The following is a 26,680-nucleotide window of genomic DNA, read 5'->3' on the forward strand; positions in this document are numbered from 1 at the left end:
CGGTGAAGGTGGGTGGAAGTGTCAGTTCACGGTGGGTAGCTGGACGTCGACCCGCAGGCCGCCGTACTCGGCGGGCCGGGCCGCGATGATGCCGTCGTGGGCCTGGGTGATCGAGCGGGCGATGGCCAGGCCCAGGCCGGCCCCGCCGCCCTGCGAGGTCCGGTCCCGGGCGAGCCGGCGGAACGGCTCGAACAGACCGGCCACCGCCTCGGCCGGCACGGGTTGGCCGGTGTTGACCACGGACAGCGCGGGCACGCCGCTCACCACGACGGTCAGTGAGCCGCCCGGCCGGTTGTACTTGATCCCGTTCTCCACCAGGTTGGTGACCAGGCGTTCCAGCAGCACCCGCTCGCCGACGACGACCCGGGGTACGAGATGGGTCTCCACGGTGACCCCGGCCTCCCGGGCCCGGTCCAGGTAACCGGCCAGCACCGCCTCGACGATCGTGTCCAACCGCTGCGGTATCCGCGATCGGAGGCCCTGGTCGCTCTCGCTGAGCGCGAGCAGGCCCTCGATCAGTCGTTCGTTGCGCTCGTTGGTCTCCAGCAGCTGACTGGTCAGCAGCTCCAACTGCTCGCCGGTGAGCGCCCTGGCCATGCCGACCTCGATGAGCGTCCGCTGCACGGCGAGGGGCGTACGCAGCTCGTGCGAGGCGTTCGCGGCGAATCGCCGCTGCCCCTCGTACCCGGCGGAGACGCGTTCCATCATCTCGTCGATCGCCCGGGACAGCCGGGCCAACTCGTCGCTGCCCCGGGGCCGGATCCGGTGACCGAGGTTCTGCGGGCCGAGGTGCCCGATCGGCCCGGCCAGGTCAGCGACCGGGCGCAGGCACCACACCGCGGCGAACCAGAGCCCCACCAGGACGGCCACTGTCACGAGCAGGACGGCCACCAGGGGCAGCATGAACGCCCCCGGCCGTACGTTGCCGCACACCGTCGACAACCCGGGCATGGGCACGTCACAGAACTGCTGCCCCCAGGCCCAGGTCATCCCCGCCAGCCACTTGCCCATCGCCGGCAGTATCGGGCCGGCCAGCAGCGCCAGCAGCCCCACCAGCAGCACCCGTCGTCGGGGCGTCCAGCTCACGCCGTGCCGCCGATGCGGTAGCCGGCCTTCGGAACGGTGTGGATGATCGCGGGATCGCCGAGCTTCTTGCGCAGGGTCATCACGGTGACCCGTACGGCGTTGGTGAAGGGGTCGGCGAACTCGTCCCAGGCCTGCTCCAGCAACTCCTCGGCGCTGACCACCTGGCCGTCCGCGCGCAGCAGCACGTGCAGCACCGCGAACTCCTTCGGGCTCAACGCGAGCGGGCGGCCGTCCCGGGTGGCCAGGTGCCGGCCCACGTCCAGTGCCAGGCCGTCCTGGGCGAGCACCGGTGGCAGCGCCGGCGTGGACCGTCGCCCGAGGGCCTGCACCCGGGCCACCAGCTCGGCGAAGGCGAACGGCTTGGTCAGGTAGTCGTCCGCGCCGAGGCCGAGGCCCTCCACCCGGTCCCGGATGCCGGCCGCCGCGGTGAGCAGCAGCACCCGGGTGCCGACCTGTGAGTCGGCGATGCTGCGGCACACCTCGTCGCCGGTGTGTCCGGGCATGTCCCGGTCCAGCACCGCTACGTCGTACCGGTTCACCCCGACCCGCTCCAGCGCACCGTCACCGTCGTAGCAGACGTCGACGGCCATCGAGAGGCGGCGCAGCCCTTCGGCCACCGTGTCCGCCAACAACCGCTCGTCGTCCGCCACCAGCACCCGCACGTTTTTCCGCTCCCCCAGTTCGGCTTGCCCGGCATACCGTCGCAGGCCCGGGTTAAGGGTTCTGTAAGCACCCGCCGCAGCCATCCTCCACGTGGGTGTCCAGCGGGCAAACCACCGCAAGCCAGTCCCGGTCGACTTCGTGCTCGTGTCACGTCATCTGGGTCGTCCGTCCCCGAAGGCCCGGGCGGTTGGCGTGCGGGGGTGAGCTGCGTCACGATGGGGGCCGAGGAGGTCGCCCGATGGCTGACCCGTGGCTCGCCCTGGAGTTCGGCGTCGATCCGGCGGAGCGGATCGCGCAGGTCGGTGCCGCCCACGAAGCCTTCCTGACCGCCGGCGCGGCGCCGCACCGGGTGCGGGAGGTGGTCCGCCGCTCCTGGGAGCGTTCGGCACGGCTCGACCCGGAGGCCACCCCGCCGGTCGACCTGGCCGACGACGTTCTGGCCGCGTACCGGGCGGTTCACCCGTTGGCCCGCGTACTGCCCCTGTTCCGGGACCTGCTCGGCGGCATCGCCCAGGACGGCGCGCACCTGATGGCGGTCTGCGACGCGCACGGGCGACTGCTCTGGGTCGAGGGGCATCCGGGTGTGCTGCGGCACGCCGAGCGGATGAACTTCATGCCCGGCGCCCGTTGGGACGAGACGCACGCCGGCACCAACGCCCCCGGCACCGCGCTGGCCGTGGACCACAGCGTGCAGATCTTCGCCACCGAGCACTTCAGCCGCCCGGTCCAGCGGTGGACCTGCGCCGCCGCGCCGATCCACGACCCGGCCACCGGGCGGCTGCTCGGCGCGATCGACATCACCGGCGGGGACCACCTGGCGACCCCGCAGAGCCTGGCGCTGGTCCGGGCCACCGCCCGGGCCGCCGAATCACAGCTCGCCGCCGACCGACCGCCGGAACCCGGCGTCGCCACCGTGACCGCGCTCGGCCGGGACGAGGCGGAGCTGCGGTTCGAGGGCCGACGGATCCGGCTGGGTCGACGGCACAGCGAACTGCTGGTGCTGCTGCTCCAGCACCCCGAGGGGCGCACCGGAGTTCAGCTCGGCCTCGACCTGTACGGCGACGACCGACTGCACCCGGTCACCCTGCGCGCCGAGCTGTCCCGGTTGCGCCGGGTGCTCGGCCCGGAGTTGCTCGATTCCCGCCCGTACCGGCTACGCGGGACCGTCCGCGCCGACTTCACCACAGTCGCCGACCGGCTGGACCAGGGCGATCCGGCGGGCGCGCTCGACGCGTACCCCGGGTCGTTGCTGCCCGGCTCGGACGCGCCGGGAGTGGCGCGACTGCGCCGGCTGATCGACGGCCACCTCCGCGCGGCCGTGCTGGCCGCCGCGGACCCGGCGCTGCTCGCGGCCTGGACGGCGACGCCGGCCGGTGCCGACGACCTGGCCGCCTGGCAGGCCCTGGCGCGGGCGCTGCCGGTGGGCGCGCCACGTCGGCCCCTCGCCCTCGCGCGCATCGACCAGCTCGCCGGGGAGTACGACCTACCGCGCGCAACGTGGCTGCAACGTCGCTGAAACTACCGTCGCCGTCGGCACACCCGCACAACGACGGCGGAGGTAACCATGACGCGCTACGACGCGCCCACCCACTGGCAGTCCCGTTACGACCACTACATCGGCGGCGAGTACGTCAAGCCGCACGGCGGCGCCTACTTCGAGAACCCGACACCGGTCACCGGGCAGACCTTCACCGAGGTCGCCCGGGGCACCGCACCCGACGTGGAGAAGGCCCTCGACGCCGCCCATGGCGCCGCCGACGCCTGGGGCCGCACCTCGGTGGCCGAACGGGCGCTGATCCTCAACCGGATCGCCGACCGGATGCAGGAGAACCTGGAATCCCTGGCCGTGGCCGAGAGCTGGGAGAACGGCAAGCCGGTCCGGGAGACCCTCGCCGCCGACATCCCGCTCGCCATCGATCACTTCCGTTACTTCGCCGGGGCGATCCGGGCCCAGGAAGGCTCCCTGGGCGAACTCGACGACGACACAGTGGCGTACCACTTCCACGAGCCGCTCGGCGTGGTCGGGCAGATCATCCCGTGGAACTTCCCGATCCTGATGGCGACCTGGAAGCTCGCGCCCGCGCTGGCCGCCGGCAACGCCGTGGTGCTCAAACCCGCCGAGCAGACACCGGCGTCCATCCACTACTGGCTGTCGCTGGTGGCGGACCTGCTGCCGCCGGGGGTGCTGAACATCGTCAACGGTTTCGGTGTGGAGGCCGGCAAACCGCTGGCGTCCTCGGCCCGGGTCGCGAAGGTGGCCTTCACCGGCGAGACGACCACCGGGCGGCTGATCATGCAGTACGCCAGTGAGAACATCAAACCGGTCACGCTGGAGCTGGGCGGCAAGAGCCCGAACATCTTCTTCGACGACGTCAGCGCCGCATCCGACGACTTCCTGGACAAGGCCCTGGAAGGCTTCACCATGTTCGCGCTCAACCAGGGCGAGGTCTGCACCTGCCCGTCCCGGGCGCTGATCCAACAGGGCCACTACAGCGACTTCCTCGCCGCGGCGGTCTCCCGCACCGAGCAGATCGTGCAGGGGCATCCCCTGGACACCGACACGATGATCGGGGCGCAGGCCTCCAACGACCAGTTGGAGAAAATCCTGTCCTATCTCGACATCGGCCGGAAAGAGGGCGCCAAGGTGCTCACCGGCGGGTCACGGGCGGATCTGGGCGGCGACCTGTCGGGCGGGTACTACGTCGAGCCGACCATCTTCGAGGGCGACAACTCGATGCGGATCTTCCAGGAGGAGATCTTCGGGCCGGTCGTCTCGGTGACCTCCTTCGCCGACCTCGACGACGCCGTGAAGATCGCCAACGACACCCTGTACGGGCTGGGCGCGGGTGTGTGGAGTCGGGACATGAACACCGCGTACCGGGCCGGGCGGGCCATCCAGGCCGGGCGGGTGTGGACCAACTGCTATCACGCGTACCCGGCGCACGCCGCGTTCGGCGGGTACAAGCAGTCCGGCATCGGCCGGGAGAACCACAAGATGATGCTGGAGCACTACCAGCAGACCAAGAATCTGCTGGTCAGCTACTCGACCAAGAAGCTCGGCTTCTTCTGATGCCGGTCGTCTCCGTCACCCCCGCCGCGGCCGAGTTGATCCGGTCGTTGCGGGGGCGGCACGGTCCGCTGATGTTCCACCAGTCCGGTGGCTGTTGCGACGGCAGCGCCCCGATGTGTTTCCCGGCGGGCGAGTTCCGCACCGGCTCGTCCGACGTGCTGCTCGCCTCCCTCGCGGTCGACGGGGTGACCGAGCCGGTCGAGTTCTGGATGTCGAAGTCCCAGTGGGAGCTGTGGAAACACACAACGCTGACCGTCGACGTGGTCCCCGGCAGAGGCAGCGGCTTCTCCCTGGAGGCCCCCGACGGCGTCCGCTTCCTCATCCGCTCCCACCTGGCCCCCTGAGGCGGGTGCCGCAGGCTCGGCGGCACCTGCCCCGAAGAGCGGTATACCTCCGAGTCATATTTATTCCTCAGAGGTATACCGCTCTTCAGCGTTTCCCGTCGGACGGCGTGACCGTGGCGGGACCGGGCGGGGCCGTTGACCATGAACGCGGGGTTAGTCGCAGGCGATGCCGTCGCCGTCTCGGTCCAGGTCGTAGATGTCGTCGCCGATCACCCTGATCGGCCCGCTGACGTAGGCGGGGCCGTTGCCACTGCCACCCGCGCAGTCGACGTCGCTGGCGATCGGGACGCAGCCGCTGTAGTTCGGGTCGCACTTCGACGACTGCTGCTTCTTGGTGCCGACGGCGACGACCTGGGTCACCGGCTGCTTCGTCACGGCGGATTTGACCAGCTTCTTGGCCGTCCGCACACCGTCGGTGGTGGTCACCTCGTAGGTCAGGGTCCGGACGCCGTTCACGCCCTTGGTGCGGACGACCCGCTTGCCCTCGGCCAGCGACGAGTCCTTGACGGTCCGCTCGCCGTACCGGATGGCGGCCTTCTCCGTCACTGTCGTCACCTGCACCACCGGCACGGCTACCGCCGACGAGGGCGCAGTGGCGGGCGCCGACGAGGGTGCGGTCGAGGGCGCGGCGATCGACGACTCTTCCTGGGCCGGGGCCTCCTCGGTCGGCTCACGGGGTGCGGCCAGGACAGGCTGCTCGGCGGCAGTGCCGCCGGTCTTGGTCGGTTCGGGTTCGCCGGTCAACGCGCCGACGATGGCGGTGCCGGTGCAGCAGAGCAGCAGGAGCGACAGCGTCACCGAGCCGAGGATCACGGCGACCCGGCCGGCGGGAGTGGCCCGGCGGAACCAGTTCGGTCGGGGCGTCTGGTCGAACGACGGCGCGTACGGCGGCCCCGGGTTCTGTGGTGGTTGCATCGTCACGGCGATGAGTGTCGTCGCAAACACGGTCTGCAATATCCCCCGTCGCGTTCGTCACCTGCGCCTTTCGCTTCGCGGGAAAGATCCGTGGGCGCGTTCGCGGGCGACGAGTCGGCAGGTGCGGCACACCTCCAGGTCGGCAGGGCAGGGCCGATCGTGCGGGTGTCAGCACCAACAAAAGGCGCAGATCACCACGCAATGGATCGAAAATGGATCGGATGCCGAACGGCGACGAGGGAACTGTCGCGATGCCGTCAGCGGGGCAGGCTCACCGCTCCTCCATCGCCCACGGTGACCCGTAACCGTTCAGCAGGTCGAGGAAGGGCATCGGGGGCAGCGCCTCCGGCCCGAGCACCCCGACACCGGCCCATGCGCCGTTGGCAAGCAGCTCCAACGCGACGACCGGGTTGACGGCCGTCTGCCAGACCACCGCCTGGTGCCCGTACTCCCGCATCGACCACTCGTTGTCGACCACGTGGTACAGGTAGACCTCGCGCGGTCGCCCGTCCGGGCCGAGGCCGCGTACCCAGGTGCCGGCGCAGGTCTTGCCGCGCATCCGGGCACCGAGCGTGGCCGGGTCGGGCAGGCTCGCGGCCACCACGTCACGCGGGGAGACCTCGACGCCACGTACCCGCACCGGGGAGACCGCGTCCAGACCGAGCTTGTGCAGCGTCTTGAGCACGTCGATGAATTCGTCGCCGAGGCCGTACTTGAAGGTGACCCGCCGGGCCTTGACCCAGCGCGGGATGAGCAGCACCTCCTCGTGCTCGACGTTGACGCACTCGACCGGCCCGATCCCCTCGGGAAAGTGGAAGACCTCCGGCTCGGAGAACGGTTCGGTGGTGAACCAGCCCCGGTCCCTCTCCCAGACGACCGGCGGATTGAGGCACTCCTCGATGGTGGTCCAGATGGAGAACGAGGGCGCGAAGTCGTACCCGTCGACGGTGAGGTTCGCCCCGTCCCGGACACCGATCTCGTCGATCTCACTGAACAGTTCGTCGGCGGCGTAACGGGCGAACACGTCGGAGAGGCCGGGTTCGACCCCGATGCCGCACAGCGCCAGCCGACCGGCCGCCGACCAGGTGTCGGCCAGCGCGAACTGTTCGTCGCCGAGCTTCACGCCGGTCTCGACGTGCGACAGCGACATCGCCATGTCCAGGTAGTCCGCGCCGGCCGCGAACGCGCCGTCGAAGATCGGCATGACGAACCGCGGGTCGACGGCGTTGAGCACGTGCGTGATCCGGTGCTCCCGGCACAGCGCGGTGACCGCGTCGGCCGAGGCGGCGTCCACCTGGGCGGCGACGAACCGGTCACCGTGTCCGGCGACCGCCCGCTCGGCCCGAACGGGGTCGTGGTCGGCGACCACCATGGTCTCGAAGAAGGTCCGTCGGGCGGCGATGGATACGGCGGCGGAGCCGACGCCACCGGCGCCGACGAGGAGGACACGCATCAGGAATCAAACCCCAAACCGAAACGATCGAGAGTACGGAGCCAGAGGTCGCGCCGACCCTCGCGCGCGTCGGCGCGGGCCAGTGACCAGCGGGTGAGATTGATGCCGACCGCGCGGACGGGTTCCGGCGGGAACGGCAGTGGCTTGCGGCGAACCAGGTCGAGCCGGGTCAGCGAGGTGTTCCCGCCGTCGAGCAGGTCGAGCAGCACCCGGGCCCCGAAGCGGGTGGCCCCGACGCCGAGGCCGGTGTAGCCGGCCGCGTACGCCAGCCGACCGCCGTAGGCGGTGCCGAAGAACGGGCAGAACCGGGTGCAGGTGTCGATGACACCGCCCCAGCGGTGGCTGAACCGCACGTCAGCGAGCTGCGGAAACGTGGTGAAGAAGTGGCGGGCGAGGGTGGTGAAGGTGGCCGGGCGTTGCTCCAACTCGGGCGCGACCCGGTTGCCGTAGTGGTAGACGGCGTCGTAGCCGCCGAAGAGGATCCGCCCGTCGGCGGTGATCCGGTAGTAGTGGAACTGGTTGGCGGTGTCGGCGAGCCCCTGCCGGTTGCGCCAACCGATGGCGTCGCGCTGGGCCGGGGTGAGCGGCTCGGTCATCAGCACGTGGTCGTAGACCGGCACCAGGTACGCCCGCAGCCGGCGCAGCAGCGGCGGGAACGCGTTGGTGGCCAGCACGACCCGGCGCGCGCGTATCGAGCCGGGCAGGCCGGCGGCCGGGGTGTCGACCCGGCCAGGGTCGGCCGGGTGGGCGGCGGGACCGGTGCCCAGGGTGCTGGCGTGCAGCGCGGCTCTGTCGCCGCGCAGGCCGGTGACCCGGGTGTGCTCGTGCACGCGTACGCCGAGGTCGAGGCAGGCGCGGCGCAGCCCCCAGGCCAGCTTCGCCGGGTCCACCATGGCCACCCGGTCGGCGTCGAACATCCCACCCAGGTACGTCGGTGAGTGCACCTCGGCGCGTACCTCGTCCCGGTCGAGTAACCGCACCCGGTGGCCGTACCGGCGGGCCAGGTCCGCGTCGGCGGCCAGCCCGTCGAGTTGGTACGGCTCGACGGCGACGGCCAGCTCGCCGGTGCGCTCGAAGTCGCAGTCGATGTCGAACTTCGCGACGGTGGCGGCGATGGCGTCCAGGTTGTCCCGGCCGAGGCGTTCCAACTCGCCGACCTCGTCGGGGAACCGGTCGACGCCGTTGGCGAGGCCGTGGGTCAGCGAGGCGGCGCAGAACCCGCCGTTGCGCCCGGACGCGGCCCAACCGCAGGTCCCGGCGTCGACGAGCAGCACGTCCCGGTCCGGGTCCGCCTGCTTCGCCAACAGCGCGGTCCACAGTCCGCTGTAACCGCCACCGATCACCAGCAGGTCGGCGGAGTGCCGACCGCTCAGTGGCGGTAGCGGGTCGGGGCGGTCCGGGCGATCGAGCCAGTACGGCACGGGTGCCGCGTCGGCCAACGCCCGGCCGGTATGCGGGAGCGTCATGACGGGCCGGCCAGCAGCGCGGCGCGGCGGGCCCGTCGACCGCGCAGCGAGCTGAGCCCCACGAGCAGCAGCGCGACCGCGAACATCGCGGTGCCGATCACGTTGACCTGCGGTGGGATGCCACGCTGGGCAGCGCCCCAGACGTACATCGGGAACGTGACTGTGGTGCCGGCGTTGAAGTTCGTGATGATGAAGTCGTCGAAGCTGAGCGAGAAGGCCAGCAACGCGGCGGCCACGATGCCGGGCAGCACCAGCGGCAGGGTGATCCGCCGGAAGGTCTGCCACTCGTTGGCGTAGAGGTCCATGGCGGCCTCCTCCAGCCGCCGGTCCATCCCGGCGAGCCGCGCCTTCACTGTCACCACCACGAACGACACGCAGAACATCACGTGCGCGATCACGATGGTCCAGAAACCCTGCGGTACGCCCGCCGACACGAACAGGGCCAGCAACGACGTGCCCATCACCAGCTCCGGGGTGGCCATCGGCAGGAAGATCAGCACGTTGATCCCGGATCGGCCACGGAAGCGGTGCCGGACCAGCGCGAACGCCATCAGGGTGCCGAGCACTGTGGCGACCACTGTGGCGATGAAGCCGATCTGCACGCTGCGGACCACCGCGTCGCACATGTCCGAGGTGGCGCACGGCTGCCGCCAGTTGTCCAGTGTGAACTCGTTGAAGTCGTACGACAGCCGGCTCGACGGCCGGTTGAACGACAGCGCGGCCACCACCAGGATCGGCAGCGCCAGGTAGCCGAGCACCAGCAACGCCACGATCATCACCCAGCGGTCCGCGAGCCAACGGGAAACCCTCATCAGAGCCGCCTTTCGTTCGCGACTGCGGGGCTCCGCTGCGCTGCACTCCTCGCGCTCACAGGACCTCCTCCGTGCCGGCTCGTCGGAGGTAGCCGAAGACCACCGCGAGGATCGCCGCCATCAGCAGGAACGACAGCGCGGCGCCCTGCGGGTAGTCCAGTCGGACCAGGAACGCCGAGTCGATGACGTTGCCGATCATGTATTCGTTCGGGGTGCCGAGCAGTTCGGCGTTGATGTAGTCGCCGCTGGCCGGGATGAAGAAGAGCAGCGTGCCGGCGACCAGACCGGGCATGGACAGCGGCAGCGTCACCCGACGGAACGCCTGCACCGGGCTCGCGTACAGGTCGGTGGCCGCCTCCAGCAACCGGGGATCCAGCCGCTCCAGGCTCGCGTACAGCGGCAGCACCAGGAACGGCAGGAAGTTGTACGTCAGGCCGAGCACCACCGCGAACGGGGTGGCCAGCAGCCGACCGTCCGGGGCGAGCAGGTGCACGTCGCGCAGCAGACCGACGAGCGCGCCGTTGTCCGACAGGATCGTCTTCCAGGCCAGCGTGCGGACCAGGAAGCTGGTGAACATCGGCGCGACGACGCAGACCAGCAGCAGGTTCTTCCAGCGGCCGGCCTTCTGCGCGATGGCGTACGCCAGTGGATAGCCCAGCAGCAACGCCAGCACCAGGGCCAGCCCGGCGTAGCCGAACGAGCGCAGGAACTGCGGCCAGTAGGCCTGCAGCACGTCCGGGTAGTTGCTGACCGCCCAGGTCATCGCGTACCCGGTGGAGAGCGAGCCGCTGGGGTCGTACAGGCTGGCCGCCGCCAACTGCAGCAGCGGCACACCGAAGAAGATGAGCAGCCAGGCCGCACCGGGCAACAACAGGAGGTACGGCAGGAGTCGGCGTCGCCCGGACCGGGCTGCCGGTGGCGCGGGTGGTGGGTGCCCCGCCCTGGTGGGGGCCAGCAGGGTCACGACGACGCACCCACCGGCTCGTCGAGCACCGGCGACGTCCGGTCGGTGTCGGCGGCGTCGCGGGGCAGCAGGAACGCGTGCCGCGGATCCCAGTACGCCACGGCCTCGCTGCCGACCGCCACGGGCGTCGACGTCCCACTGTTGGCGGCGAAGACCGACAACTCGGTGCCCCAGCCGGTGCGCAGCAGGTACTGCGTGCTGACTCCCACGTAGGAGGCGTCGGTGACGACTCCGGTGACGTGCTGATGCCCGGCGGGCACCTGGTCGGCGGAGCCGACCAGAATCAGCTTCTCGGGGCGTACCCCCAGGTGGACCGGGCCGTGGTCGGCCCGCGCCCGGCCGGCGGGCACCGAGAGGCGCGTGCCGTGCGCCGTCACCGCGACGTCGCCGCCACTGGCGCCGGTGGCCTCGCCGGCGAGCAGGTTGGACTGGCCGAGGAAGTTCGCCACGAAGGCGGTGGCGGGAAACTCGTAGATGTCGGCCGGGGCACCCAACTGCTCGATCCGGCCGGCGTTCATCACCGCGACGGTGTCGGCCATGGTCATGGCCTCCTCCTGGTCGTGGGTGACGTGCACGAAGGTGATGCCGACCTCGGTCTGGATGCGCTTCAGCTCGATCTGCATCTGTCGGCGCAGCTTGAGGTCGAGTGCGCCCAGCGGTTCGTCGAGCAGCAGCACCTGCGGCCGGTTGATCAGGGCGCGGGCCAGCGCGACCCGCTGCTGCTGACCACCGGAGAGCTGGGCGGGACGGCGGTTGCCGTACCCGTCCAGTTGCACCAGCGACAGCATCCGGGTGACCTCGTCGTCGACCGAGCGGATGCCGCGTCGGCGCAGCCCGAAGGCGACGTTCTCGAAGATGTCGAGGTGCGGGAAGAGCGCGTAGCTCTGGAAGACGGTGTTCACCGGCCGCTTGTACGGCCGCAGCCGGGCGATGTCCCGGTCACCGAGCAGCACCTGGCCGCTGGTCGGCTCCTCCAGGCCGGCGATCATCCGCAACGTGGTGGTCTTGCCGCAGCCGGACGCGCCGAGCAGCGCGAAGAACGAGCCCTGCTCGATGGTCAGGCTCAGGTTGTCGACAGCGGTGAAGACGCCGAACCGTTTGGTGAGGTCGGCCAGGCGCAGGTCGCCGGCGGGTGTCTCGCGCGCCATCCTCGTCACGCCCCGATGACCTGTTGGAACTTGCCCTCGTACTCCTTCTCCTGCTTCTCGTCCAGGGCCATGAACACCTTGGACTTCGACAGCAGCGCGTCGTCGGGGAAGATCAGCGGGTTGGCGGCCAACTCTGGGTCGATCTTCTCCATCTCGGCCTGAGCGCCCTTGACCGGGCAGATGTAGTTGACGTACGCGGCCAGCTTCGCCGCGACCGCCGGCTCGTAGTAGTAGTTGATCAGCGCTTCGGCGTTGCCCTTGTGGGTGGCCTTGTTGGGGACCATCATGTTGTCGCTGTAGAGCATCACGCCCGAGTCCGGTGCGACGAACCGCACCTTCTCGTCCTCACCGGACAGTTGGATGACGTCGCCGGACCAGCCGATGCACGCGGCGATGTCGCCCTTGGCCAGGTCGGGGGCGTAGTCGTTACCGGTGAACTTGCGGATCTGCCCGGAGTCGACGGCCTTCTTGAGCTTGTTGAGGGCGTCGTCGAACTGGGCGGCGGTGAAGTTCGCCGGGTCGTGCCCGTTCGACCCGAGCAGCAGGCCCATGGTGTCGCGCATCTCGCTGAGCGCGGTCACCTTGCCCTTGAGGTCGGGGCGGGTGAGCAGTTCGTCGACCGTCCGCAGTTCCTTCGTGACGTTGCCGTTGTAGGCAAGGCCGGCGAGGCCGGACTGCCACGGAATGGAGATCCGGTTCTCGGCGTCGAAGGGGCGGTTGAGCAGCGATGGAAGCAGGTTGGCCTGCACGTTCGGGATCTTCGCCGGGTCCAGCTTCTGGATCCAGCCGAGCCGGATCATCCGGGCCGCCATCCAGTCGGTCAGCACGATGATGTCCCGGTCGGTGCTCTGGCAGGCGGCTAGCTGGTTCTGCACCTTGCCGAAGAATTCGTTGTTGTCGTTGATGTCCTCGGTGTAGGTCACCTGAATGCCGGTCTTCGTGATGAACTCGTCGAGGCTCGGCCGCTTGGACTCGTCCTTCTCGTCGACGTCCATGTACTGCGGCCAGTTGGCGAAGGCCAGTTTCTTCTCGGTGCCGGAGAGGTCCTCGCTGACGCAGCCAGCTTCGGTCTGTTGCGCGCCCTTGGTGCCGCAGCCCGCGAGGCTGCCACCCATGGTGAGGAGGGCGGCCGAACCGAGAGTGCCGGTGAGCAGTCCACGCCGGGAGAGGGGCCGGAGGGGAGTACGCATGACGACTCCTAGGGGGTCATCGTCGGCGGGCGGGACGGGGAGGCGCGCCGGCGGGAATGTCGGGAGGGTCAAGTGCCATGGACGACTGATCCTGACATGAGGTGACCTCCCTTACAAGGGATTCCGTTGCCGGAATAGCGATGCACGACGAAATACGCCAGACTACGCGGGGATACACGCGCGACATCACGATTCGGGACATGGGGAGCAGGCAATGACAAACCGGCAGCACGAGAACAGCAATGGCGGTCGACGCGTCGCTGTCCGTGACGGCGCCAATCACGCTCTGCTGGATGACGTGGCCAAGCAGATCATCGAGCAGCTCCAGGAGGACGGCCGCCGCCCGTACGCGACGATCGGCAAGGCGGTGGGGCTGTCCGAGGCAGCGGTCCGGCAGCGGGTGCAGCGACTGCTCGACTCCGGCGTGATGCAGATCGTGGCGGTGACCGATCCGCTCCAGCTCGGCTTCAACCGGCAGGCGATGATCGGCCTACGTACCGACGGCGACCTGGAAGCGGTCGCGGACCGGCTGGCCGAGTTGGACGAGGTCGACTACGTGGTGATCACCGCCGGGTCGTTCGACCTGCTCACCGAGGTGGTCTGCCGCAACGACGACCACCTGCTGGAGATCCTGCAACGGCTGCGCGCGGTGCCCGGGGTGCTCTCCACCGAGGCGTTCGTCTATCTCAAGCTTCGCAAGCAGACCTACACCTGGGGTACGGCCTGAGCTTCCCTTGATCACTCGGCTTTCCGGAAGTCGGGGTGTCCGGGCCGCCCTGATACCCCGGTTTCCGTGATCCCGAGTGGATCAGCGGTGCGTTGTGTGGACCCTGTCGGCCGCGCCTAACGCGCCGACGAAAGACGCCCAGGCGGTCGGCGCGAAGGTCAGGGTGGCGCCGTCGCGGTCCTTGCTGTCGCGCACCAGCACCCGGCCGGGCAGGTTGTCGGCCACCTCGACGCAGTCGCCACCGTTGTTGCTGCTGCGGGTCGCGGTGCGCCAGCGGGCGTCGGTCATGTCCATGTCGTGGCCACTTCCCTGATCAGCTCGATCGACCGGCGTTGGGGGAACGCCTCGCCGGTGACGCTCTCCCACCTGCGTCCCAGGCTAGCGACGTCGAGCGGATCGGTCACGACCTGACCGCGGAGCTGGTTGTCGAGATACGCCAATTCCGTCCCGTCGGGCAGCCGGCCCAGCACGAAAGGGCCGGCCAGCCCGGTGTGCCACGGGCTCTCGGCCGGGATGACCCGGACCTGCACGTGCTCCCACTCGGCCACTCTCGCGAGGTGGGCCAACTGGTCGGCCATCACGGCGCGGTCGCCGACCGGCCGGCGCAGCACCACCTCGTCGATCACCGCCACGAGTTGCGGTGGAGCGTCGCGGCACAGGACCGCCTGCCGTTCAAGGCGGCCCGCCACGATCTGGTCCACCTCGGACGGTGCGACCAGCCCACCGGTGCCCAGGATCGCGCGGGCGTACCCCTCGGTCTGGAGCAGACCCGGCACGAGCAGCGGCTGGTAGGACCGGAGCGAGGTGGCGTCCTGTTCCAGTTCGGCCCACGGCCGGAACCACGGCAGGTCACGCCGGCGGAACGGCTCCGGCCAAAGGTCGGCCGCCTCCCGGCGCAGAACCTCGGCCACCGCCACCCGGGTACGCGGATGCGGAATGCGCCCCGAAGCAAGCCACCGCGCCGCCGTCTTCGGGTCGACGCGGACCTTCTCGGCCAACGACTCGACAGTCTCCCCCGCCTCGGCCATCGCCACCCGCAACGCCTCGTTCGCCACCGGACCTCCCGCCGCTCATCCGTGCCGCAGCGGACGACTCGGGATCGTTCGCCCAGCAGGCGCACTGCGACGCCGCTCGATGCACGTTGCGGCGGACGATAGCCACGCTGCGTGTCCGTGTCTGCGACCTACCGGCGTGTTGCGGTGAGACGTGTTGGCGCGCAGCCAGGACGCCCCCCGACCGTCCCCGAAGTGCCCCACCAGCGTCCCAAGGCCCACGCCTCCGCTCCTGTCGACCGTCGGTCAACCGGTCGGCGGCAATACGGATTCCGTTGCATGCGTGACGCCTCTGCGCTAAATCCGTCGCCAACCGACCGTGATACCGCCGATAACACTTGCTTCGGAGCCTGAGACTGTGCGATAACCGTTGGCAGAGCGGCCGGCCTCACCCCTTTGACCGGCCCGACGACCGATGGGGCTGACATGGCCAACGCCACCGACCACCTCTGGATGCACTTCACCCGGATGGCGAGCTACTCCGCCGGTGAGGTGCCGACCATCGTGCGCGGCGAGGGAGCGTACGTGTGGGACGCGCAGGGTCGCCGCTACCTGGACGGGCTCGCCGGGCTCTTCGTGGTCAACGCCGGCCACGGCCGCACCGAGCTGGCCGAGGCCGCTGCCAAGCAGGCCAGCGAGCTGGCGTACTTCCCGCTCTGGTCGTACGCGCACCCGAAGGCCATCGAGCTGGCCGAGAGAATTGCCGCGCTCACCCCCGGCGACCTCAACCGGATCTTCTTCACCACCGGCGGCTCCGAGGCCGTGGAGGCGGCGTGGAAGCTGGCCCGCGCGTACTTCAAGCGCACCGGGAAGCCCAACAAGTACAAGGTGATCAGCCGGTACATCGCCTACCACGGCACCTCCATGGGCGCCCTGTCGATCACCGGCCTGCCCGGGATCAAGAGCGACTTCGAGCCACTGGTGCCGGGCGCGATCAAGGTGCCGAACACGAACTTCTACCGGGCGCCCGAGCACGGCGACGACCCCGAGGCGTTCGGCCGCTGGGCCGCCGACGAGATCGGTCGGGCCATCGAGCGGGAAGGGCCGGACACGGTCGCCGCGGTCTTCCTTGAGCCCGTGCAGAACTCCGGCGGGTGCTTCCCCCCGCCGCCCGGCTACTTCGAGCGGGTACGGGAGATCTGCGACGCGTACGACGTGCTCCTCGTCTCGGACGAGGTGATCTGCTCGTGGGGGCGCTTGGGCGAGTACTTCGGCGCGGTGCGCTACGGCTACCAGCCGGACATCATCACCACCGCCAAGGGCATCACCTCCGGCTACGCCCCGCTCGGCGCGATGATCGCCAGCGACCGGCTGATGGAACCGTTCCTCACCGAGACCGGCATGTTCGCCCACGGAGTGACCTTCGGTGGCCACCCGGTCTCCTGCGCGGTGGCCCTGGCCAACCTTGAGGTGTTCGCCCGCGAGGACCTGGTCGGGCACGTACGCGCCAACGAGGACGCCTTCCGGGCCACCCTGGAGAAGCTGTACGACCTGCCGATCGTCGGCGACGTCCGCGGCGACGGCTACTTCTACGGCATTGAACTGGTCAAGGACAAGACCACCCGGGAGACCTTCACCGAGGCCGAGTCGGAGCGCCTGCTGCGCGGCTTCCTCTCGACCGCCCTGTTCCAGGCGGGCCTCTACTGCCGGGCCGACGACCGGGGCGACCCGGTCATCCAGCTGGCCCCGCCCCTGATCGCCGAGCAGCAACACTTCGACGAGATCGAGCAGATCCTCCGCACAGTCCTGACCGAAGCCTGGACCAAGCTCTAACCCCACCGACTGGTGTTGATCAAGAGGTTTGCGTCAAAAACGCACCGGATGATGACCGAAACCTCTTGATCAACGCAGAGAGGAGCGCGGAGCGCCGGGGGGCCGGGCGCAGGGGGCCGGGTTAGTGGTTGGGGGGGATTACTCGGAGGTGGCCTCGGCGGCCGGTCTGGTGGGGGTTCTCCGGACGGTTCTGGTCCGGCTCCGGGGGACGGGGGGCCGGGCGGGCGGCTTCGCGGACCGCTTCGGCCAGCGCGACCAGGTCGTCCGTGGTGGGCGGCGGCGGCTCGAACTCGCCCTCGTGCCGGACGACGTCCCAGCCCCGCGGCGCGGTCAGGCTGCGGGCGTGCGGCTCGCACAGGTCGTACGTGTGCGGCTCGGCGAACGCCGCCAGCGGCCCCACCACCGCTGTCGACTCGTTGTAGACATAGGTCAATGTGGCGACCGCTTGCCGGGGGCAGCCGTTACGGGAGCAGCGCCGTGGTGACCTCACGTGCGGCAGGGTATCTCCATTACCGGGTCCGGCGCATCGCTTCGCGTTGCGACACGCCCGTCATGGTGATCACAGTCGACCGTCGTGGGCGCGCCGCGCCACGGGAGCGGCGCTGCCGCTGACCAGCCCGAGACGGGCGCTACCCTTTGCCTCATGACGAGCCCGGAACACCGCCGCCCCGGCTCTGGCCGGCGTGTGCATCGTGACCGGCACGGGCGCGGCCTGCGCGGACGGCTGGTTCCGGCCACCGTGCCGCTGGCGCGGACCAAGGCCGAGGTCTTCGACGACCTGGTCCTGGACACCGTCGAGACGCTGGAGCGTCGGTTCGCCAAGGAGCTGGCCGGGGTCGAGTTCGCGGTCGAGGACGTCCCGCCGGACCTGAACGTCTACGACTCGGACGTGCTGGAGGACGGCGAGGTCCCGTTGGCCCGGCTGCTGCCCGGCCGCCCGGGCCGGCAGGAGGTGCCGCCGCGGATTGTGCTGTACCGGAGGCCCCTGGAGTTCCGGGCGATGGACCGTGAGGACCTCGCCGATCTCGTCCATGACGTGATCATCGAGCAGGTGGCGAACCTTCTCGGGGTGGACCCGGACGAGCTCGCCTGAGCCAACCCCCGAGCGGAGAGTCGGGCGGCCCCCACCGCCTCGACCTCACACCGCTCAGGCGGCCCGCCGCTTCAACTTGCGCCGCTCCCTCTCGGAGAGCCCACCCCAGATGCCGAACCGCTCGTCGTGACCCAGTGCGTATTCGAGGCACTCGGTCTTGACCTCGCAACGCGAGCAGATTCGCTTCGCCTCGCGGGTCGAGCCGCCCTTCTCGGGAAAGAACGCCTCGGGGTCGGTCTGCGAGCACAACGCCCGCTCCTGCCACTCCGGCGCGTTTCCGAGCAGGTCGGCCACCTCAAGCTGGCCGTCCATCAAATGCCTCCTTGTCGCGCACCGGCGTCATCGCCGCTGCAACCCCCCACGCGAAAGGCGTGCTTGTCCGTCCGGTCCCGTTTTGTTGCGTTCCGTGCGAACAACCCCATTCAAATTACACGCGTGTAATGCGTGCGCCGTCAAGCCAAACTTGATAATGGAGTCGCCCTCCCGACACCCCCGGTCGGCCACTCGGGCCGTCCAGCCTCGCAACCTGCCCTATCGATTCAGACCCCGGCCGAGTAACGCCCTCTCCGGCGAGTTGCCCGACTTTTCTGCCGTGGCGCTTCTCCGACGAGTCGTCGAACGGACGGCACCAGAGACCTCCACCCCTAAGCTGATCTTGGTGGGGGACAGGTTAACGCGGTGCGGCGCAGACCGCCCGTCGAGCTGCGGACAGCACTCGCGCCCCGTCCACATTGTGGACGGGGCGCGGTGGTGAAACCGATGCGGCGGGGTCAGCCAGCGGCCCCAAAACCGCTGCTGGGCCAGGCAAACTCGGCTATCTCTCCACCATGGACAGAAATCGTCCCGGCGGGCGTATCATCGTCCCACCAGACGGTATAAATTCCGCTCGGCAGATCGGGATAGACCGCACTGTGGAACGAGCCGTCCCGCACCCGACGCTCACGCACCGCCGAGTGGACCCGCCGTTCGTCGTCGCGACTGATCTCGATCTCCCTGCCGTGCAGATCCCGACCCGTGTAGACGATCAGGGCGCCGGTGTCGCCGCCCAGATCGAGGACGACGGTCCCGGTCTCCGACGGCCCGTACGCGTGCTCGTGCATCCGCTCGCCCCCGCCCCGATCAGGACGCCGCCGGCGGGTTGTTGAACCCGTCGTACGGCGTACCCAGGTAGGGGAAGTTTCCGAGGAACGGCGCGGTCACGTCTGCGGCGCTCAGCCCCGGGGTGACCGCGGCGGCCGCCGCGTCCGGTTGGAACGTCTTGTCCACCAGCGGGACGGTGACCCCGGCGATGGCCCGCAACGCGATGCTGACCACGTCGTCGCCGACCCGCCGCCCGTTCGGGAACCCGGCCAGGTCGCCACCGAGCACCCCGAACCGGTCCGGACGCCTGGTCGGCGGGATCGCCGTGTTCAGCCGCAGCATGTCGGCCTGCACCTCACCGGTGGCGTTGGTGAAGCCGTCGATCAGCCCGGCCGGCACCCCGGTGAGCAGGATCGCCACCAGGTCGGCGCGGGCCTTCTTCGACTTGGTGAGCTTGTCCAGGTTGGGGAAGACGTCCGGGTAGAGCGCCGGCAGTAACGCGGCCAGCTCCGGCTGCTCGACGAACTGGGCGAACCGCTTGTCCTCCGACGGCGGCAGCGAGTTCCACAGGTCCTTCTTGGACATCGGCACGATGACCTCGTTGAACAGTGGATTGCCCAACCGCGAGACCTGGGTGAACGGGCCGGTGCTGGTGTCCGCCCCGCCCCGGTCGCCGAGCACCCGCACCTGCCGGCGCGACGCCGACGTCCACACCCCGATCACCGACGCCCGATCGGCGGCACCGTACCGGTTGGCACGCCGACGCACCCGCTCCAGCGGCACCTGCACCGCGATGCTGTGCACGTTCATCCGGTCGGTGGCGTTGACCGGCTCTCCCTCGGCCTTGAAGATCTTCTTCCCGGCGACGTGCAGTTGCTGGAACGGACGCAGCGTGCCGAGGTCGAAGATCGCCCCGAGGTCGACGAAGAACCCGTCGGCGCGCTGCCCGGCGAAGACCCGCTCCCCCGTGGAGAGCGAGTAGGTGGCCTGCCGCACCAGGTCGGCGTACTTCGGGGTGGACAGCGGGCCGACGTTGCACGGCGGGCAGGGCAGCTTGTGCGCCAGCCGGTGCTCGCGGCCGTCGGCCACCCGGGTCAGGCTGTAGAACTGCCGCCGGTTCCAGTTCTTGCTGTCCAGCGAATCGATCGGACCGGTGTTGTAGAGAAAACTGTTCGGGTTGGTGATCTCGGTGGTGAATTCGAACCGGTAGGTGACATCCGGACGACCGTCACCGTCGTTGTCGATATGGATCTCGTACCGCACGTCGTCGCCGAACTCGAAGAAGTTCGGGCCCCCGGAGGGGAGCTGCAACGGCACGTAGTTGGCGATCAACGTGACCGTGTCGCGTTTGTCGGGGCTGACGAACGCGTACAGGTCGGAGCTGTCGGCGACCGGATCCTTGGCTATCTCCGGGGCCTCGCGGTGGGAAGACATGGCGGACCAACCTCACTGGGCGGGGACAGGATGGCGGGGCGGAGGGTCGGGTCAGCGCCGGGCGGCGCGCCGCAGCCGGTCCGCCAGGCCGCGGTCGCGTACCTCGATGCGCGTCTCACCGACAAAGACGTCCATCGTTCCGGAGTCGGCGTCACGCAGGTGCACGATGATCGGTTCGTCGGCTCGTCCGGCCGCGCCGGGGGCGTTCTGCGCGGCCGACAGGCCCGGCACGGTGAGCGCGGCGGCGCCGAGGGTGGCGCTGGCCGCGGCGGTCAACGTCTGCCGGCGGGTCAGTCGCGGCCACTGCCGCTTCCGCTGATCACTGGTCATGGGCAACCTTTCCGGCGGTGGCGCGAGCGCGCCCGCGGAGACGGACGGGTCCGGTGCCGTCTCGCGACGCCGCCGGGCCCCTGAGGGGACACCGGCGGCGGTCCTCGCCGCGACCGCCACCGGCATCGCGTGGTACGGCCGGTGGCGGGGAAAGGTTCGACGTCAGGGCCGGGCGTGACCGTACGCAGTCGACCGCTTGCGCGCCGGACGACCGGCGGCCTTCGCGATGGCCCGCAACTGCTCCTCGGTACGCGCCGAACCGTTGTCGGAGCCGGCCATCCGGGAGATCGTCTCCTCCATCAGCGTGCCGCCGAGGTCGTTGCAGCCGCCCTGGAGCATCGCGACGGTGCCCTCGTCACCGAGCTTCACCCAGGAGCACTGGATGTTGTCGATCCGGCCGTGCAGCAGCAGCCGGGACATGGCGTGCACCACCCGGTTCTCCCGCCAGGTCGGGCCGGGTCGGGCGATACCCGCCAGATAGATCGGAGCATTCGTGTGCACGAACGGCAGCGCCACGAACTCGGTGAACCCGCCGGTGCGGTCCTGCACCCCGGCCAGCACCCGGAAGTGCGCCAGCCACTGCCCGGGGTGGTCGACGTGGCCGTACATCATCGTGGAGCTGGACCGGATGCCCAGCTCGTGGGCGGTGCTGACCACGTCGACCCAGGCGGCGGCCGGGAGTTTGCCCTTGGTCAGCACCCAACGCACGTCGTCGTCGAGGATCTCGGCGGCGGTGCCCGGGATGGTGTCCAGCCCGGCCTCGCGGAGCTGGAGCAGCCACTCGCGGACCGGCACCCCGGCCTTCGCGGCGGCGGTGACGATCTCCATGGGCGAGAACGCGTGCACGTGCATCTCGGGCACCCGGGCCTTGATCGCGCGCACGATGTCGGCGTACCCGGTGACCGGCATCTTCGGGTCGATGCCGCCTTGGAGGCACACCTCGCTGGCGCCGAGGGCCCACGCCTGCTCGGCCCGGTCCGCGACCTGCTCGACGGAGAGCCGGTACGCGTCAGCGTCCCGCTCACGCTGCGCGAACGCACAGAACCGGCAGCCCACGTAGCAGACGTTGCTGAAGTTGATGTTGCGGTTGACCACGTAGGTGACGTCGTCGCCGACCGCTGCGCGGCGCACGTCGTCGGCGAGGCGGCACAGCTCGTCGAGCGCCGGCCCGTCCGCGCCGAACAGCGCCAGCGCGGCATCGGTGTGCCCGGGGTCGAGCAGCGCCGCCGGGTCGTCGGCGGCGAGCTTGAGCCCGGCCGCCAGGTCACGGTCCGCACCACTCCCGGCCGGTGCCACGGGTACGCCCGCCCGGCGGGCGGTCGCCTCCGGGGTGACCTTGCCAGCGACCTCGGACCAGTCGCCGTAGACGCTGTCGAAGTCACCGCGCCGGTCGTCGGTGCGGCCGGTGGTGTCGATGGTGGCGTGCAGGTCGACCCGCCCGCCGAACACCTCCTCCGGCTCCTGCCACGGTCGTCCCTGCGGCATCGCCGACTCGACCGCCATGCCCGTCGAAGGATCGGCCAGGGCACCGACGTGCGGCAGCAACCGTGGGTCGAGCCACGGGTCACCCGCGCGCACGTACTCGGGGTAGATCGTCAACCGCTCCCGCAGCGTGAACCCGGCCAGCTCGGTGTGCCGGGCCAGCTCGTCGATCTGCGGCCAGGGGCGCTCCGGGTTGACGTGATCGGGGGTGAGCGGGGAAACGCCACCCCAGTCGTCGATGCCGGCGCGCAGCAGCAGGTCGTACTCGCCGGCGATGAGGTTCGGCGGGGCCTGGATCCGGGCCTTCGGGCCGAGCAGCAGCCGGGCCACCGCCACCGTGGCGGCCAGGTCGTGCAGCTCCGCGTCGGGCATGCCGCGCATCGCCGTGTCCGGCTTGGCGCGGAAGTTCTGCACGATCACCTCCTGGAGGTGCCCGTACTCCCGGTGAGCGCGGCGGATCGCGAAGAGCGCGTCCACCCGCTCCGACGGGGTCTCCCCGATGCCGATCAGGATGCCGGTGGTGAACGGCACCCCGACCCGCCCCGCGTCTTCGAGCACCCGCAACCGGACCGCCGGCTCCTTGTCCGGTGAGCCGAAGTGCGGGCCACCCGGCTCGGACCAGAGCCGGGTCGCGGTCGTCTCCAACATCATGCCCATGCTCGGCGCGACCGGCTTGAGCCGTTGCAGCTCCGACCAGGACAGCACCCCGGGGTTGAGGTGCGGCAGCAGGCCGGTCTCCTCCAGCACCGCCACCGCACAGGCGCGCAGGTAGTCCAGGGTCGAGTCGTAACCGCGCTCGTCCAACCAGGTCCGGGCCGCCGGCCAGCGCTCCTCCGGCCGGTCGCCCAGGGTGAACAGCGCCTCCTTGCAGCCCTGCGCGGCACCGGCCCGGGCGATCGCGAGGACCTCGTCGCGGTCCAGGAACGGCGCCGGCAGCCGGTGCGGCACTGTCGCGAAGGTGCAGTAGTGGCAGCGGTCCCGGCAGAGCCGGGTCAGCGGAATGAAGACCTTTTTGGAGTACGTGACCACACCCGGTCGCCCGGCATCCCGCAGCCCTGCGTCGCGGATTCCCCCGGCGAGCCGGAGCAGTTCGTCGAGCGCGTCGCCACGAGCGGACAGCAGCGCGGTCGCCTCGTCGACATCCAGCGCCCGCCCGTTCGCGGCCCGGCCCAGGGCCCGCCGCACGCTCGCATCGCTCGGGCCGGATTGGGTGCGATCAACCATCCACTCACCCTATGCGCAGCCCGACGCCACCCAACCAGTCCCGGCCCGCACCGTGGGAAACGGCACCCCCGGCCCACCCCCTCGACCGCCCTCCCGGTTGATCATGAAGTTATTGCCACGACACGCCGTGTGATCGAGCAACAACTTCATGATCGACGAGGGTCGGTGGGGATCGGTGGGGGTCGACGAGGGTCGGTGGGGGTCGACGGGGTTGGTTGGCCTCAGCGGGGCTGGTCGGGGTGGTCGTTGGGCCTGATGTGCTGGGTGCGGTCGGTGTCCGGGTCGGCGGGGTGGGAGATGACCTCGGTCGGGTCGGCGGACTGGCGCGGAATCGCCTGAGTGGGGTCGGCCGACGGCGGCTGCCCGAACGGCGGCGGCGCGGCCGGGGACGGCGGCGCCGACTGGGGAGCGGGGTTCGCCGGCGGCGCGGACTGCGGTGCCTGGAACGGCGGGGCCGACTGCGGGGCCTGGAACGGTGGCGACTGCTGGCCGTACTGGCCGGCCTGCGGGTAACCACCAGGCTGACCCGCCTGCGGGTAACCACCCGGCTGACCGGCCTGCGGGTATCCGCCGGGCTGACCGGCCTGCGGGTATCCGCCGGGCTGGCCGGGAGCGGGCCATCCGCCCTGCGGCTGGCCGCCGGGCTGACCCGGGGCCGGCCAACCGCCCTGCTGCTGCGGCCAACCCGGCTGGGGCTGGCCGTAGACGCCCGGCTGCGGCTTGGCTCGCGGCACGTAGTAGTGGGCGCGCCAGATCGTGTAGACCACCCAGGCGGCGATCGCGAAGATCACCATCCAGGCGAACCGGGTGAGCACACCGAGCAGCGCGTCGAGCACCTCGGCCTCGGCCAGCCGGCCCACCGTCCAGATCAGCATGGTCAGCGTGCCGAACAGCGCGCTGACCGCGTACTCGATGACAGCTGCCTGCGTGATCAGCTTCGCCTTCGCCACCACCGGCGAGATGTGCGTGGCCAGCAGCACCGCCAGCAGTGGCAGACCCACTGCCTCCACCCCGACGAACGCGTAGAAGGCGCTGCCCGCGCGGTCGGTGAAGGAGCTGTAGTCGTTCGGGGCGATGAGCCGGAGCAGGCCCACGAAGAGGAACACGGCGTTGGCGCCAAGCAGCGCGAGCGCGGCGAGCTCCCGTAGCGGCTTGGTCAGCTGGCGGGCCTGCGTCGCGTCGGCGGACGCGGGCTCGGCGGGGCTGGTCACGAGTTCCCCCTCGGGGCATCAACGGACAGGGTGCACGTGAGCCTAGTCTCGCGGGCCACCCACGGATCGGAGGCGTCACGTGCGCGAGGATGGTCGACATGCGCATCGTGGTTCTGGCCGGCGGCATCGGCGGCGCCCGGTTCCTGCTCGGGGTCCGGGCGTACGCCCGTGACGTCGGCGCGGAGGTGACCGCCGTGGTCAACGTCGGCGACGACCTGTGGTTACACGGGTTGAAGATCTGCCCCGACCTGGACAGCGTCATGTACACGCTCGGCGGGGGCGCCGACCCGGAACGGGGCTGGGGTCGGGTCGGCGAGAGTTGGACGGTCAAACAGGAGTTGGCCGCGTACGGGGCTGAACCGACCTGGTTCGGCCTCGGTGACAAGGACATCGCCACCCACCTGGTCCGCAGCACCATGCTCAACGGCGGTTACCCGTTGAGCGCGGTCACCGAGGCGCTGGCCAGTCGCTGGGAGCCGGGCGTACGCCTGTTGCCGGCGACGGACGACCGCCTGGAGACCCATGCCGTGGTGGAGGACGACCAGGGTCAGCGGGCGATCCACTTCCAGGAGTGGTGGGTGCGGTACCGGGCCGACATCCTCACGCACCGCTTCGTGTTCGTCGGCGCGGAGACGGCGAAGCCGGCCCCCGGGGTGCTGGACGCGATCGCCTCGGCCGACCTGGTGCTGATCGCGCCGAGCAACCCGGTGGTGAGCGTCGCGCCGGTGCTGGCCGTACCCAGGCTGCGTGCGGCGGTGGCGGACGGCCCGGCGCCGGTGGTGGGTGTCTCCCCGATCATCGGCGGCGCGCCGGTGCGGGGGATGGCCGACCGTTGCCTGGCCGTGCTCGGTGTGGAGTGCAGCGCGGCGGGGGTGGGTCGGCTCTACGGCGGCCGGGCGAGCGGTGGCCTGCTCGACGGTTGGCTGGTGGCCGAGGAGGACGCGGGCACTGTGGTGCCCGAGGTGACGGTCCGCGCGGTGCCGCTGCGGATGACCGACGAGGCGGCGACGGCGGCGATGGTCCGCGCCGCGGTGGAGTTGACGTGAGGCTGGAGATTCTGCCGGTGCTCGGCATCGGCCACGTGACCGAGGGTGACGACCTGGCTGCGGTGATCGCGACCGCCGCGCCGTGGCTGCGCAACGGCGACGTACTGGTGGTGACCAGCAAGATCGTTTCCAAGGCGGAGGGGCGGCTCGTCGACGTGCCGGCGGACGGGCCGGAACGGCTCGTCGCCCGGGACGAGGTCCTGGCCGGTGAGACCGTCCGGGTGGTCGCCAGCCGGGGTGCGACCCGGATCGTGCAGACCCACCACGGCTTCGTCATGGCCTCGGCGGGGATCGACGCGTCGAACGTGGACAAGACCCAGCTGGTGCTGCTGCCGGTCGACCCGGACGCCTCGGCGCGGGCTCTGCGGGACGCGCTGCGGGAGCGCTACGACCTGGACCTGGCCGTGATCATCAGCGACACGATGGGCCGGCCCTGGCGCAACGGGCTCACCGACGTGGCGCTCGGGGTGGCCGGGATGCCGGCCATCCGCGACCACCGGGGCGAGGTCGACCCGTACGGCAACGAGTTGCAGTTGACCCAGATGGCCGTGGTGGACGAGCTGGCGGGTGCCGGCGAGCTGATCAAGGGCAAGTGCGATCAGGTCCCCGTCGCTGTGGTGCGGGGCTACCTGCCGGCCACCAACCCGGACGACGCCGGTGGCGCGCGGGCGCTGATCCGCGACGCGGCGCAGGACCTGTTCTCGCTCGGTACCGCCGAGGCCCGCGCCGCCGGGCTATCCGACGCCGCCACCCTGACCGACGGTCCCGGCCCGACACCGGCCGACCTGACCGCGGTGCGACGGGCGATCGACGCGGTCGCCGGGGTCGTCGCCCCCGGCACGGTCTTCACAGTGGTCGACGAGGCCGAGGTACGCGCCGGTCTGGTCGCCGAGATGCCCGGGTGGCCGGACGGCGCCGACCTGCTGCTCGGCTCGGCCCCGACGCCCGTCGAGCCGTTCGGTCTGGTCCGCTTCGGCGCCGACCTGCACCGGCTGCGCGCCGCCCTGGCTGCCCAGGGCGTCGGGTCGACCCTGTTGCCGCCACCGCCCGGCAGCCCGGCGAGCGCCGCGCTCGCCCTGTAGCCGGTCCTCAACCTGTAGAACCGCCCTCGGCCTGT

26 protein-coding genes are annotated in these 26,680 nt (G+C 70.5%); 8 read left to right on the top strand and 18 right to left on the bottom strand.

Going from position 1 to position 26,680, the window contains the following annotated elements; all coding sequences use genetic code 11:
* Positions 1–21 precede the first annotated feature (21 nt).
* Together GA0070561_RS01980 and GA0070561_RS01985 are read right to left on the bottom strand one after the other, a co-directional pair.
* Positions 22–1,086 (bottom strand): sensor histidine kinase, encoded by a 1,065-nt coding sequence (locus GA0070561_RS01980; protein WP_244166030.1) that lies wholly within the window; start codon positions 1,084–1,086, stop codon positions 22–24.
* Entirely contained in the window at positions 1,083–1,748 is a 666-nt protein-coding gene (locus GA0070561_RS01985; RefSeq protein ID WP_091394074.1) for a response regulator transcription factor, read from the bottom strand. The genes GA0070561_RS01980 and GA0070561_RS01985 overlap by 4 nt, the downstream gene beginning before the upstream one ends.
* Positions 1,749–1,987: 239 nt before the next feature.
* Here GA0070561_RS01985 and GA0070561_RS01990 point away from each other — a divergent pair, with 239 nt between their 5' ends.
* Genes GA0070561_RS01990 through GA0070561_RS02000 form a run of 3 tightly spaced genes read left to right on the top strand, consistent with a single transcriptional unit; the run spans position 1,988 to position 5,163 of the window.
* Positions 1,988–3,265, top strand: coding sequence for a GAF domain-containing protein (locus tag GA0070561_RS01990; RefSeq protein WP_091394078.1), 1,278 nt, complete (start codon positions 1,988–1,990; stop codon positions 3,263–3,265).
* Between the two features lie 48 nt (positions 3,266–3,313).
* A complete protein-coding gene (gene adh, locus GA0070561_RS01995; RefSeq protein ID WP_091394080.1) occupies positions 3,314–4,819 on the top strand; it encodes an aldehyde dehydrogenase in 1,506 nt (501 codons plus the stop codon).
* Positions 4,819–5,163, top strand: a complete 345-nt coding sequence (locus GA0070561_RS02000) for a DUF779 domain-containing protein (protein WP_373861504.1) — start codon at positions 4,819–4,821, stop codon at positions 5,161–5,163. The genes adh and GA0070561_RS02000 overlap by 1 nt, the downstream gene beginning before the upstream one ends.
* A gap of 153 nt (positions 5,164–5,316) precedes the next feature.
* Here GA0070561_RS02000 and GA0070561_RS02005 read toward each other — a convergent pair whose 3' ends face one another.
* From GA0070561_RS02005 to GA0070561_RS02035, 7 genes are all read right to left on the bottom strand, one after another.
* Complete coding sequence (locus tag GA0070561_RS02005; protein WP_244166091.1) at positions 5,317–6,078, bottom strand: G5 domain-containing protein; 762 nt, start codon at positions 6,076–6,078, stop codon at positions 5,317–5,319.
* Positions 6,079–6,349: 271 nt separating this feature from the next.
* Positions 6,350–7,531, bottom strand: coding sequence for a saccharopine dehydrogenase family protein (locus GA0070561_RS02010; protein WP_091394084.1), 1,182 nt, complete (start codon positions 7,529–7,531; stop codon positions 6,350–6,352).
* The gene (locus GA0070561_RS02015) at positions 7,531–8,997 is read right to left on the bottom strand and encodes an NAD(P)/FAD-dependent oxidoreductase (RefSeq protein WP_091394087.1); all 1,467 of its coding nucleotides are present in this window, start codon (positions 8,995–8,997) and stop codon (positions 7,531–7,533) included. The genes GA0070561_RS02010 and GA0070561_RS02015 overlap by 1 nt, the downstream gene beginning before the upstream one ends.
* Positions 8,994–9,809, bottom strand: coding sequence for an ABC transporter permease (locus GA0070561_RS02020; RefSeq protein WP_167362327.1), 816 nt, complete (start codon positions 9,807–9,809; stop codon positions 8,994–8,996). Before GA0070561_RS02020 ends, GA0070561_RS02015 begins: the two co-directional genes overlap by 4 nt.
* Positions 9,810–9,864: 55 nt before the next feature.
* Positions 9,865–10,773 (bottom strand): ABC transporter permease, encoded by a 909-nt coding sequence (locus GA0070561_RS02025; protein WP_091394093.1) that lies wholly within the window; start codon positions 10,771–10,773, stop codon positions 9,865–9,867.
* Positions 10,770–11,921 (bottom strand): ABC transporter ATP-binding protein, encoded by a 1,152-nt coding sequence (locus GA0070561_RS02030; protein ID WP_091394095.1) that lies wholly within the window; start codon positions 11,919–11,921, stop codon positions 10,770–10,772. The genes GA0070561_RS02025 and GA0070561_RS02030 overlap by 4 nt, the downstream gene beginning before the upstream one ends.
* 5 nt (positions 11,922–11,926) lie before the next feature.
* Entirely contained in the window at positions 11,927–13,111 is a 1,185-nt protein-coding gene (locus GA0070561_RS02035) for a polyamine ABC transporter substrate-binding protein (RefSeq protein WP_091394098.1), read from the bottom strand.
* A gap of 214 nt (positions 13,112–13,325) precedes the next feature.
* Between GA0070561_RS02035 and GA0070561_RS02040 the strand changes: the two genes are divergently transcribed.
* The gene (locus GA0070561_RS02040) at positions 13,326–13,838 is read left to right on the top strand and encodes an Lrp/AsnC family transcriptional regulator (protein ID WP_091394101.1); all 513 of its coding nucleotides are present in this window, start codon (positions 13,326–13,328) and stop codon (positions 13,836–13,838) included.
* An 81-nt stretch (positions 13,839–13,919) separates the two neighbouring features.
* Here the strand turns inward: GA0070561_RS02040 and GA0070561_RS02045 are convergent, their stop codons facing one another.
* Together GA0070561_RS02045 and GA0070561_RS02050 are read right to left on the bottom strand one after the other, a co-directional pair.
* A complete protein-coding gene (locus GA0070561_RS02045; RefSeq protein WP_091394103.1) occupies positions 13,920–14,132 on the bottom strand; it encodes a DUF397 domain-containing protein in 213 nt (70 codons plus the stop codon).
* A complete protein-coding gene (locus GA0070561_RS02050) occupies positions 14,123–14,866 on the bottom strand; it encodes a DUF5753 domain-containing protein (protein ID WP_091397162.1) in 744 nt (247 codons plus the stop codon). The genes GA0070561_RS02045 and GA0070561_RS02050 overlap by 10 nt, the downstream gene beginning before the upstream one ends.
* 450 nt (positions 14,867–15,316) lie before the next feature.
* Here GA0070561_RS02050 and GA0070561_RS02055 point away from each other — a divergent pair, with 450 nt between their 5' ends.
* Positions 15,317–16,663 (top strand): aspartate aminotransferase family protein, encoded by a 1,347-nt coding sequence (locus GA0070561_RS02055; RefSeq protein WP_091394107.1) that lies wholly within the window; start codon positions 15,317–15,319, stop codon positions 16,661–16,663.
* A 121-nt stretch (positions 16,664–16,784) separates the two neighbouring features.
* On the opposite strand, the gene GA0070561_RS02060 is transcribed toward GA0070561_RS02055, so the two are convergent.
* Positions 16,785–17,153: a DUF3499 domain-containing protein gene (locus GA0070561_RS02060; protein ID WP_091394110.1), complete on the bottom strand. Its 369-nt coding sequence runs from the start codon at positions 17,151–17,153 to the stop codon at positions 16,785–16,787.
* A gap of 153 nt (positions 17,154–17,306) precedes the next feature.
* On the opposite strand from GA0070561_RS02060, the gene GA0070561_RS02065 reads away from it, so the two are divergent.
* Entirely contained in the window at positions 17,307–17,756 is a 450-nt protein-coding gene (locus GA0070561_RS02065) for a metallopeptidase family protein (RefSeq protein ID WP_091394113.1), read from the top strand.
* 54 nt (positions 17,757–17,810) lie between these two features.
* Here GA0070561_RS02065 and GA0070561_RS02070 read toward each other — a convergent pair whose 3' ends face one another.
* From GA0070561_RS02070 to GA0070561_RS02100, 6 genes are all read right to left on the bottom strand, one after another.
* Complete coding sequence (locus GA0070561_RS02070; protein WP_007455784.1) at positions 17,811–18,068, bottom strand: WhiB family transcriptional regulator; 258 nt, start codon at positions 18,066–18,068, stop codon at positions 17,811–17,813.
* Positions 18,069–18,526: 458 nt separating this feature from the next.
* Positions 18,527–18,856 (bottom strand): phospholipase, encoded by a 330-nt coding sequence (locus GA0070561_RS02075; protein WP_091394116.1) that lies wholly within the window; start codon positions 18,854–18,856, stop codon positions 18,527–18,529.
* A gap of 19 nt (positions 18,857–18,875) precedes the next feature.
* Positions 18,876–20,270: a DUF4331 domain-containing protein gene (locus GA0070561_RS02080; RefSeq protein WP_091394118.1), complete on the bottom strand. Its 1,395-nt coding sequence runs from the start codon at positions 20,268–20,270 to the stop codon at positions 18,876–18,878.
* A gap of 51 nt (positions 20,271–20,321) precedes the next feature.
* Positions 20,322–20,600 (bottom strand): hypothetical protein, encoded by a 279-nt coding sequence (locus tag GA0070561_RS02085; protein WP_091394121.1) that lies wholly within the window; start codon positions 20,598–20,600, stop codon positions 20,322–20,324.
* 162 nt (positions 20,601–20,762) lie between these two features.
* On the bottom strand, positions 20,763–23,306 hold the full coding sequence (locus GA0070561_RS02095) for a bifunctional FO biosynthesis protein CofGH (protein WP_091394126.1): 2,544 nt from the start codon (positions 23,304–23,306) through the stop codon (positions 20,763–20,765).
* A gap of 221 nt (positions 23,307–23,527) precedes the next feature.
* The gene (locus tag GA0070561_RS02100; RefSeq protein WP_091394128.1) at positions 23,528–24,517 is read right to left on the bottom strand and encodes a hypothetical protein; all 990 of its coding nucleotides are present in this window, start codon (positions 24,515–24,517) and stop codon (positions 23,528–23,530) included.
* Between the two features lie 98 nt (positions 24,518–24,615).
* Between GA0070561_RS02100 and cofD the strand changes: the two genes are divergently transcribed.
* Positions 24,616–25,563 carry a 2-phospho-L-lactate transferase gene (cofD, locus tag GA0070561_RS02105; protein ID WP_091397165.1) on the top strand — a complete coding sequence of 316 codons (948 nt, stop codon included), beginning with the start codon at positions 24,616–24,618 and terminating at the stop codon, positions 25,561–25,563.
* Positions 25,560–26,645, top strand: coding sequence for a coenzyme F420-0:L-glutamate ligase (locus tag GA0070561_RS02110; RefSeq protein ID WP_091394131.1), 1,086 nt, complete (start codon positions 25,560–25,562; stop codon positions 26,643–26,645). Before cofD ends, GA0070561_RS02110 begins: the two co-directional genes overlap by 4 nt.
* Positions 26,646–26,680: the final 35 nt, after the last annotated feature.

Source organism: Micromonospora saelicesensis, from assembly GCF_900091575.1.
Classification (GTDB): Bacteria; Actinomycetota; Actinomycetes; order Mycobacteriales; family Micromonosporaceae; genus Micromonospora; species Micromonospora saelicesensis.